Origin of the sequence: Trebonia sp. (assembly GCF_030042015.1) — a bacterium.
Taxonomy (GTDB): Bacteria; Actinomycetota; Actinomycetes; order Streptosporangiales; family Streptosporangiaceae; genus Trebonia.
The window spans coordinates 1-8,502 of the sequence record NZ_JASIAL010000054.1 but is presented as its reverse complement, the minus strand read 5'-3'; the positions used below and the strand labels follow the sequence as shown (position 1 = coordinate 8,502).

The following is an 8,502-nucleotide window of genomic DNA, read 5'->3' as shown; positions in this document are numbered from 1 at the left end:
GGTTCTGCTCCCGGGTCAGGATGCTGTTGCCCGGCAGCGGCGCGATCGCCGCGTGCGCCGCGGCGACGGCTTCCCGCTGGCTGTCGTATGGGCCGTTCACCGGGCACGCCCCAGGCGGCGGGCCAGGTCCGCGGCCGCGTCGGCGTGCGTGGCGCCCGAGCCGGTCTCCCGCAGGCGCCCGTTGCCGTCGCGCAGGTCGGCCCACCACCAGCCGTCCCACGCCGTGTCCGGCGCGTAGGTGAGCGTGTGCCCGTCGGCGAGCAGGCTGGCTACGGCCGCCGGGAGGCCGGCGGGCTCGGTGATGATCACGCAGGCGTCCATGACGACGAGCTCGCCGAGCACCGTCGCCATGTACGCCCTGGTGAGCTGCCCGGCCGTGTAGGCGTCGAGGTACCGTGCCAGGTGGTCGCCTGCGGGCTTGGGCTGGCACGGCTCGCCCGCGGGCGTCTGGCACAGCGGGCAGGCGCGGCTGCGCGCCGTGCTGAGCGCCTGCGGGGTGATGGTGTTGACTGTCATCGGGATCTCCGTCCGGGATAGCGGCTGGGGGTCTGAGCCCGGGCCGGGTGTTCGCGCACCCGGCCCGGGCCGTTCTGCTAGCTGTTCAGCGGGGGGTCGTACTCGGCCAGGCCCCACTTCTCGTATTCGCTGTCGTCGTCGCTGGTGAGGATGGCGATCTGCTGCTCGTGCGGGAGGCTGCCGAAGTCCATCGCTTGCTCCTGTCCTGTCGTCTGGTGTATATACACCAGCCTAGCATGGTGTCTATACACCGGCAAGGCGGGAGGGCTAGATTTTGCATATACACCGCTGCTACTATCGGGGGCATGCCGAACAAGCCGTCCACGCCCAACCGCGCGGTGCGCATCGACGACGAGACATGGGAGCAGCTCGGCGACGCCGCCGCCGCCGCGGGCACCGACCGGTCCGCGGTGCTCCGCGAGCTCGCCCGCTGGTGGCTGCGCCGCCCGGGCGCGAAGATGCCGCCCAGGCCCGGGCGGCAGGATTCCTAGCCGACGCGTGAAGGGTGTGAAGCTTCCGGAGCTTTGCGCCCCACGCGTGCGCGCGAGGGCGGGAGCCAAACCCGGGAGCCAAACGCCACGATCGGCGGCGACGGGACGCGAACCTGAGCGGAGGTCAGCGGGCACGGCGCCGAGGCGCTGTGAAGCGCTGCGGTCTGTCGCGGAGGGACCGTCCACGCGATTGACGCATGGAAAATTGGGTACCCAGCTAAGCACGCGGGGGGAATCGCGAAGGGGGTGCTGCGCGGTGCAGACGACCACCAAGACCAGGCGCCGGTTCCCCGCGCGTGCGCTCCACGTCGTCGACATCGAGAACCTCGCCGGCACCGCGATCCCCAGCCAGCTCCAGGTCAGCGCCCTGCAGCGGCGGTACGTGGCGCGCCTTGGCCTGCGCCCTGATGACCAGGTGGTGATGGCCGCGAGCCACCTGGGCCTGCTGAACGCGGCACTGGGCTGGCCGCACGCGCGCTACCGGGTCAGGTCCGGGCCGCACGGCGCGGACCTGGAGCTGCTCGACGTGCTGCAGAACGAGGACGTGGCCGCCAGGTTCACGCACGTCGTGATCGGCTCGGGTGACGGCGTGTTCCGCCAGGCGGCGGCACAGCTGGCGGGCCGCGGTGTCTGGGTGACCGTAGCGAGCCGCTGGGGCAGCCTGTCCCCGTCCCTGGCACGGGCCGCCCTGGACGTGGTCTACCTGGACGCGCCGCAAATCGCGGCCGCATAAGCCTGTGCGCCGGCCGGCGCGGCGGGCATCCTGAACGCATGAGCATGCGGGCGGGCACGGACCGGTGATGTCCTGGGAGCACTTCGTGCTCGGCAGCGCCGACCCCGCCGCCGTGCGGGCAGCCGCGGGCGACCCCGCGGGGTCGGGCCTGCTGGCCGCCTGCGGCGCCCTGCTCACCGCGCTCGGGCGGGACCCAGGGAACGTCGACGAGGACCGGGTCCGCGCCAGCTACCCCGGCGTGCAGACCCTCCGGCTGCCCGGCAGCGGGCTGGTGGTCACGGTCGGCGAGCTGAACATCCTGCCCGACTACTTCTCGCGCCCGGCCGACGTGGCACAAGCGCCGGCCCGCTACCTGCTGCCGATCCTGCAGTCGGTCCGCGCCTGGAACATCAGGGAACTGCGCCGGACCGCCGGCCTGCCGCCCCCCGGCCGCCGGCGGCTCGCCGGCGCGCTCCCGTACCCGGCCTTCGGCGCGCTGGCCGAAATCGGCGAGGGTTTCCAGCTCGCGCGGCTCGGCTCCCGGTGCGGAATCCCGCCCTGGGAGCGCTATCCCTGCGTGGTCGCGCGCAACGCCGGCCACTTCGCCCCGTTCTCCTGGTACCGCTGGCAGCGCTTCCACCTGGCGGCCAGGGATCTCATCGGCGCGGCGGCCGCCGTCGGCGACCACGAGGAGCGCGAGGCGCTGCGCACCCGGGCCCGGGTCTGCGCGGGCTACGCCGACCACTTCCTGCAGGACTCGTTCGCCGCCGGGCACCTGATCAACAAGATGCAGGTCATGCAGTGGTACGCGGAGTGGCTGGCGGGCTCGCGCTTCCCCGTGCCCGACCGCGGGCAGCTCGCCGCGCTGACCGTGCGCGCGCAGCCGTACCTGCACGGCCCCGGCCACTACCGCCCCCGGCCGGCCGGTGACGGCACCGATCGGCTGCTGCCCGCCCGCGACCCGGGCACACCGCCGGTCACCGACCCGCAGGCCGCGCTTGAGGCCGCGACTGCCGGGGAGAGGATGCTGGGCAGCGGGGTCAAGGGCAATGATCATTCCGAACGATCCGTGGCCTTCGCCCGCTACCGCACCTTCCTCGCCAGCAGCGTGGCGCAGTCGGCGGCGGGGGTGCTGCACGGCTACTTCAACAAGCGCTCCCTCGTGGTGAGCGCCGGCCAGGACGGCAGCAGGTACCGGGCGTGGGGGGACTGGTCGATGCTCGCAGGAGCCGAAGGCGCGGGCCGCGCGGCGGACGCCGCCGCGCTGTCCAGGCAGGCGATAACCGACCTGCTCGAGCGCGGCGAGACAGCGGTCAGCAGCCGGAAGATCTTCGAGCTGTTCCCCGATCATGTCGAACAGGACGGCGTGCTGCTCGATCTTCCGAGCTGGCACGAGACGTACCTGCGCGGGCGGTGCGCCACCGACTTTTTCCGCAGGCGGTCCACCCAGCTCACCCGGGCTTTCCTGACCGTGACCTTCCGCCGGCTTGGCGCGCTTGACCCGGCTGGCTGACCGGTCAGCCCTTCCCTTTCTTGCTGTTATCAGAGCCGTCGCGGTCGTCGTCGCCCGCGTTCGGCGCGGTCCCGAGCAGCTCGCCGAGCACGGCGTCGGTGTCCGCGCCGAGCACCGGCGCGGGGCGGACCTCGCCGCCGGTACCCGGCTGGGCCAGCGGGCTCCCCGTCGCGAGCACCTGCCCGACGCCCGGCTGGTCGATCAGCCGGACCAGGGGATTGCCCAGCAGGCCGGGATCGGCGGCCAGCTCCGCGAACGTGCGGTACCGCTCCCACAGCACCGAGGTCCCCGCGAACGCGGCCGCGATCTGCGCCACCGTGTGCCGCGCGAACCAGGGGGCAAGCAGCGCGGCGATCACCTCGCGGTGCTCGTAGCGGTCGTCCTCCCGCGCGAAATCGGCGCCGAGCAGGCCTGCCAGCCCGGTGAACGTCTCGGTCAGCCCGGTGGCGGCGGCGAGGTCGGCGAAATGCCGCCCGGTGAGGGTCACGACCATGACCCAGGCGCCGCCCTTCGTCCGGAAGTCCCTGGCGAAGCCGCCGTACAGATGGTTGCCGATTCGCGGGCGGCCGGCCCCGGTCAGCTGCCCCTGGGCGAGCAAGCCGAGGTGACCGGTGACGGCGAGCGCCACGTCCGCAAGCGCCAGGGTGATCGCGCGCCCCTGCCCGGTGCGGCGCCTGTGCCGTTCTGCGGCCAGCAGGCCGACCGCCGCGTACAGCCCGCAGGCCACGTCCCAGGCCGGCAGCACGTGGTTCACCGGTCCCCGCGTGCCCTCGGGGCCCGTCGCGAGCGGAAAGCCGGTGGCGGCGCTGACCGTGTAGTCCACCGCGGCGCCCCCGTCGTGCCTGCCGGTGATCCGCAGGTGGATCAGGTCGGGCCGGCGGGCGGCCAGCGACTCATACGACAGCCAGGGCAGGCCCGCGTTGGTGAGCACGATCCCGCCGTCCGGGCCTGAGCCTGCCACCAGGTCCGCCACGGTGCCCCGGCCGCGGGCTGAGCGGAAGTCGAGCGTGACCGAGCGCTTGCCCTTGTTCAGCCCGGTCCAGTACAGGCTCGTGCCCGAGGGGGCCAGCGGCCACCGGGTGACGTCCGCCGCGCCGCCGGCCGGATCGATGCGGATGACCTCGGCGCCGAGCTGGGCGAGCGTCATCCCGCCGAGCGGCGCGGCGACGAAGCTGGAGATCTCCAGGATCCGCAGGCCGGCCAGCGGGGCGTCGTCGTGGTTGGGCATGGAGCCGCCTTGATGGCTTGCAGGTCAGTGGTGCGTGTCCTCCATGCTGCCAGCCAGCGTGCCCGCGGGAGTCGGCCCGGTCCGTTCGGGATGAAAGAAGGCCTTGGCGGGGCGGCGGGGCAGCCTGGCCGCGGGCCCGCGTCAGGCGGCGATGAGCGCGTCGGTCAGCGGGTTGATGCCGGCCAGCTTCGCCTCCAGGTCAGGACCGAGATGGTAGCGGGCCCCCAGGGTCGCGGGCGCGTAGTAGGACACCCTCGTCTGGCCGGCGTCATCCCACACGAGGACCTTGAGCGGCAGGTCGAGCGCGGACAGCGGCTCGGCGGCCATCACCGGCGTCCCCGCGGCCGGATTCCCGAAGAGCACGAGCACGGTCTCCCGCAGGTCCAGCCCCGCCTGGCGTGCCTCGGCGGCCTGGTCGATCACCGCGAAGACCTTCATCCCCCGCGCGGTCACCATGCCGGTCAGCCGCGCGACCGTGCCGGCCACCGGCCGCGGGCTCAGCTTGGTGATGATGCCTTCCTCGTTCGCGCCGATTCCGCCGCTCATGGTCGCCCTCCGTTTCCGCGCGAGCACTGTCGCGACTGATGCTACTGACATCTCACCCTCCGCACCCGACCCCCTGACTGCGGTCAACCGCGTGTGGCACGCTAGTGTGCGGCCAAAACCGAAGGGGGTCCGCCCGTGCCACTGCCCTCCGAGCCGGAACCGCAGCCGGTGGTGAGCCCGCTGACCGCTGCCGCGATCTTCCTGGTGCTGACGGTGAACCCGGGAGGCGAGGAGAGCGCGCGCGGCGTGCTTTCCGACATGGCGGCACTGCAGCGCTCGGTCGGCTTCCGGATTCCCGAGGCCAGCCTGCAGTGCGTCGCGGCGATCGGCTCGCGAGCCTGGGACCGCCTGTTCGGCGGGCCACGGCCGGCCGAGCTGCACCCGTTCCAGGAGCTTTCCGGTCCGCGGCACCGCGCGCCCGCCACGCCAGGGGACCTGCTGTTCCACATCAGGGCGAGCCGGATGGACCTGTGCTTCGAGTTCGCCACCCAGGTGATGGCCCGGCTGGCCGGGTCCGTGACGGTCGCCGACGAAGTGCACGGCTTCCGCTACTTCGACGAGCGGGACCTGATCGGGTTCGTCGACGGCACCGAGTCGCCAAGCGGGCGGGCCGGTACCGCCGCGGCCATCGTCGGCGACCAGGATCCGCGGTTCGCCGGGGGCAGCTACGTGATCGTGCAGAAGTACCTGCACGACATTCCCGCCTGGAACGCGCTGCCCATCGAGGAGCAGGAGCGCGTGATCGGCCGCACCAAGCTGGCCGACATCGAGCTTCCCGACGACGTCAAGCCGGCGAACTCGCATGTGGCGCTGAACACGGTGACCGGACCGGATGGCGAGGAGCAGCAGATCGTGCGGGCGAACATGCCCTTCGGCGACGTCGGGCGCGCGGAGTTCGGCACGTATTACATCGCCTACGCCGCCTCGCCGGCGATCACCGAGCTGATGCTGCGGAACATGTTCCTCGGGCGGCCGCCGGGCAACACCGACCGGATTCTCGACTTCTCCACCGCGGTCACCGGCGGCCTGTTCTTCGCTCCGTCCGCTGACTTCCTCGATGACCTGCCCGGTCCGCCCGCCGGGCAGGCGGCGGCTGGCAAGGGCTCGCTCGGTATCGGCTCGCTGAAAGGACTGCCATGAACAACCTGCACCGCGAACTCGCCCCTGTGTCGGACGCCGCGTGGGCGAGCATCGAGGACGAGGCCAGGCGCACGTTCGCGCTGCACGCCGCCGCCCGGCGGGTGGCGGACGTGACCGGTCCCGGCGGCCCCACGCTGGCCGGACTCGGAACCGGCCACCTCACCCCGATCGACGCGCCGGGCGACGGGATCAGCGCCGGGCTGCGCGCCTGGCGGCCGGTGGTTCAGCTGCGGGTGCCGTTCACGCTGGAGCGCGCGCAGATCGACGCGGTGGAGCGCGGCGCCCTCGACGCCGACTGGCAGCCGGTGAAGGACGCCGCGAAGAAGACCGCGTTCGCCGAGGACCGGGCGGTCTTCGACGGGTACGCGGCCGCCGGGGTCACCGGCATCAGGCAGGCGTCGTCCAACCCGGCGCTGTCGCTGCCGCCCGAGATCCGCGACTATCCGGACGCGATCAGCCAGGCGCTGTCCGCGCTGCGGCTGGCCGGGGTGGCCGGCCCGTACTCGCTGCTGCTGTCCGCGGCCGCCTACACGGCGGTCAGCGAGACCTCCGACCACGGCTACCCGATCCGCGAGCACCTGTGGCGGCTCATCGACGGGCAGATCATCTGGGCGCCAGCGATCGACGGCGCTCTCGTGCTGTCCTGCCGGGGCGGCGACTACGAGTTCCGCATCGGGGAGGACCTCGCGATCGGGTACCTGTCCCACGACGCCGGGCATGTCGAGCTCTACTTCCAGGAGTCCTTCGCCTTCGCCGTCTACACCACAGAGGCCAGCGTCACGATCGCACCCGCGTAATCGGCGTGCCCGCACTTGGCGGTGGCCTGCCGCGCCTGCGGGCCCGCCGCTGCTTGCCGCTGCTTGCCGCTGCCCGCCGCTGTTTGTCATGGCGGCCGTCCTGGCGCGCTCCAGCCTATGCCGAACGACAATATATCGCGGTACGATATAGAAATCTGCGTGCGGGTAATGTGATCGCGAGGCTGAATCACGGGATTATCCGTCGGCGGACACGAGGCAGGCAGTCGCGGCAGGCGACGGAGGTGGCCGTGATGAGCATGAGCGCGCGGGAACAGCAGAAGCTGGCCTGCATCGCGGGCCAGCTTGCTGGTTCGGACCCGGAGCTGGCGGCGCTGATGGCCACGTTCACCCGGCTGACGATGGGGGAGGATATGCCCGCCAGGGAGGAGATCCGGGCAGGCTGGCGTGCGCCCAGGGGGCACCGGGTCCGGCGGCGAGGGCGCTGGCCGCGTGCCAGGCGGGGCTTGCGGCCCGCGGCGCCGCTGCCGTGGCTGCTCGCCGCGATCGTGGTGACCGCGGCCGTGCTTGTCGCGGTGACGATGGCCCTCGCCACACGTGGCAGCGGGCGAAGGTGCATGAACGTGGGGTTCGCATGCATCAGCCAGGTGGCCGCGCACCCGGCCGGCTCGCCGGCCAAGGCGGCGGCCGGGCCGGCCCTGCGGGCCTCATCGTGAGGCCCCCTGGCTGGCCTTCAGACGAACAGGCGGCGGGTGATGATCCCCTCCCCGATGTCTCCGCCCAGCCAGAAATGAAAGTGCCTGCCGATACCGAAGTAATCAGCGGCGGCATTGTCGGCGACCCGCAGCGTGACCAGAACACGACGGCTGCCAGGCCAGAGCGGCCTGTCGTCGTCGGCGTTGACCAGGGCGGCGAAGAACTGGCTGCGCCCCGATTCACCGCTCCTCCCCAGCAGGACCATGCGACGCGGCGCGGGGCCCAGCTTCGGGCACTCCCGGCCGTCAGCCGCCGGATGCAGCGTGACCAGGGCCTGAAACTTGTATAGCTTCATGAGTGTCACCATCTTCTGAAAGCTACCGCGTCAATATATCGTAGCACGATATGTAAATGCCGAACTCATGCCCACGGCCGGCCGAGCCAGCCTGATCGGTGCCGGCAGGTGAGTCGGCTGCGCACCTGCCTGCGGTGCCGTCGGGAACCGCAGCCTGCATCGCTGCGACAGCACGATACAATTGAGGCGAACGAAACCGGCCGGTTAATCTCCGGTCCGCTTCTGGCTAAAGCGCCGCACGGCAGGCGCTGCGTGATAGAGAAAACCAGACGATGACGATGACCCGGCTCAGTCAGCAAGACTTCGAGAAGCTGCTGGAATTCCGCGTTACCCTGCGTCGCTTCCAGCGATGGAGCGAAGACCAGGCGCAGGCCGCGGGCCTGACCCATGTCCAGCACCAACTCCTCGTGGCGATTAAAGGCCACCCGGGCGGCCGGCCGCCGACGATCGGCGATCTCGCCGGCTACCTGCTGCTCCGGCCGCACAGCACCGTCGAGCTAGTAGATCGCGCTGAGGCCGCGGGCCTGGTCAGGCGGACTTCGGACAGCGA

General features: G+C 71.9%; 11 protein-coding genes. 7 read left to right on the top strand and 4 right to left on the bottom strand.

Going from position 1 to position 8,502, the window contains the following annotated elements; genetic code table 11:
- Window positions 1-96: 96 nt before the first annotated feature.
- A complete protein-coding gene (locus Q1N79_RS02500; RefSeq protein ID WP_300603718.1) occupies window positions 97-516 on the bottom strand; it encodes a hypothetical protein in 420 nt (139 codons plus the stop codon).
- A 305-nt stretch (window positions 517-821) separates the two neighbouring features.
- Here Q1N79_RS02500 and Q1N79_RS02495 point away from each other — a divergent pair, with 305 nt between their 5' ends.
- From Q1N79_RS02495 to Q1N79_RS02485, 3 genes are all read left to right on the top strand, one after another.
- Window positions 822-1,007 carry a hypothetical protein gene (locus Q1N79_RS02495; protein ID WP_300603716.1) on the top strand — a complete coding sequence of 62 codons (186 nt, stop codon included), beginning with the start codon at window positions 822-824 and terminating at the stop codon, window positions 1,005-1,007.
- A 256-nt stretch (window positions 1,008-1,263) separates the two neighbouring features.
- Complete coding sequence (locus Q1N79_RS02490) at window positions 1,264-1,740, top strand: hypothetical protein (protein WP_300603713.1); 477 nt, start codon at window positions 1,264-1,266, stop codon at window positions 1,738-1,740.
- Window positions 1,741-1,807: 67 nt separating this feature from the next.
- Window positions 1,808-3,232, top strand: a complete 1,425-nt coding sequence (locus tag Q1N79_RS02485; RefSeq protein ID WP_300603711.1) for a hypothetical protein — start codon at window positions 1,808-1,810, stop codon at window positions 3,230-3,232.
- Window positions 3,233-3,236: 4 nt separating this feature from the next.
- Here Q1N79_RS02485 and Q1N79_RS02480 read toward each other — a convergent pair whose 3' ends face one another.
- The gene (locus Q1N79_RS02480) at window positions 3,237-4,460 is read right to left on the bottom strand and encodes a CoA transferase (RefSeq protein WP_300603708.1); all 1,224 of its coding nucleotides are present in this window, start codon (window positions 4,458-4,460) and stop codon (window positions 3,237-3,239) included.
- A gap of 141 nt (window positions 4,461-4,601) precedes the next feature.
- Window positions 4,602-5,006 (bottom strand): DUF302 domain-containing protein, encoded by a 405-nt coding sequence (locus tag Q1N79_RS02475; RefSeq protein WP_300603705.1) that lies wholly within the window; start codon window positions 5,004-5,006, stop codon window positions 4,602-4,604.
- 135 nt (window positions 5,007-5,141) lie between these two features.
- Between Q1N79_RS02475 and Q1N79_RS02470 the strand changes: the two genes are divergently transcribed.
- The 3 genes from Q1N79_RS02470 (at window position 5,142) to Q1N79_RS02460 (ending at window position 7,617) form a co-directional block, all read left to right on the top strand.
- A complete protein-coding gene (locus Q1N79_RS02470) occupies window positions 5,142-6,146 on the top strand; it encodes a Dyp-type peroxidase (protein WP_300603702.1) in 1,005 nt (334 codons plus the stop codon).
- The gene (locus Q1N79_RS02465) at window positions 6,143-6,943 is read left to right on the top strand and encodes a family 1 encapsulin nanocompartment shell protein (protein ID WP_300603700.1); all 801 of its coding nucleotides are present in this window, start codon (window positions 6,143-6,145) and stop codon (window positions 6,941-6,943) included. The genes Q1N79_RS02470 and Q1N79_RS02465 overlap by 4 nt, the downstream gene beginning before the upstream one ends.
- A 251-nt stretch (window positions 6,944-7,194) precedes the next feature.
- Window positions 7,195-7,617: a DUF3040 domain-containing protein gene (locus tag Q1N79_RS02460; RefSeq protein ID WP_300603698.1), complete on the top strand. Its 423-nt coding sequence runs from the start codon at window positions 7,195-7,197 to the stop codon at window positions 7,615-7,617.
- Between the two features lie 17 nt (window positions 7,618-7,634).
- Here the strand turns inward: Q1N79_RS02460 and Q1N79_RS02455 are convergent, their stop codons facing one another.
- Window positions 7,635-7,964: a hypothetical protein gene (locus Q1N79_RS02455; RefSeq protein ID WP_300603695.1), complete on the bottom strand. Its 330-nt coding sequence runs from the start codon at window positions 7,962-7,964 to the stop codon at window positions 7,635-7,637.
- A 260-nt stretch (window positions 7,965-8,224) separates the two neighbouring features.
- On the opposite strand from Q1N79_RS02455, the gene Q1N79_RS02450 reads away from it, so the two are divergent.
- Window positions 8,225-8,502, top strand: a 278-nt coding sequence (locus Q1N79_RS02450; RefSeq protein ID WP_300603692.1) for a helix-turn-helix domain-containing protein, incomplete at its 3' end; no start/stop codon positions are given.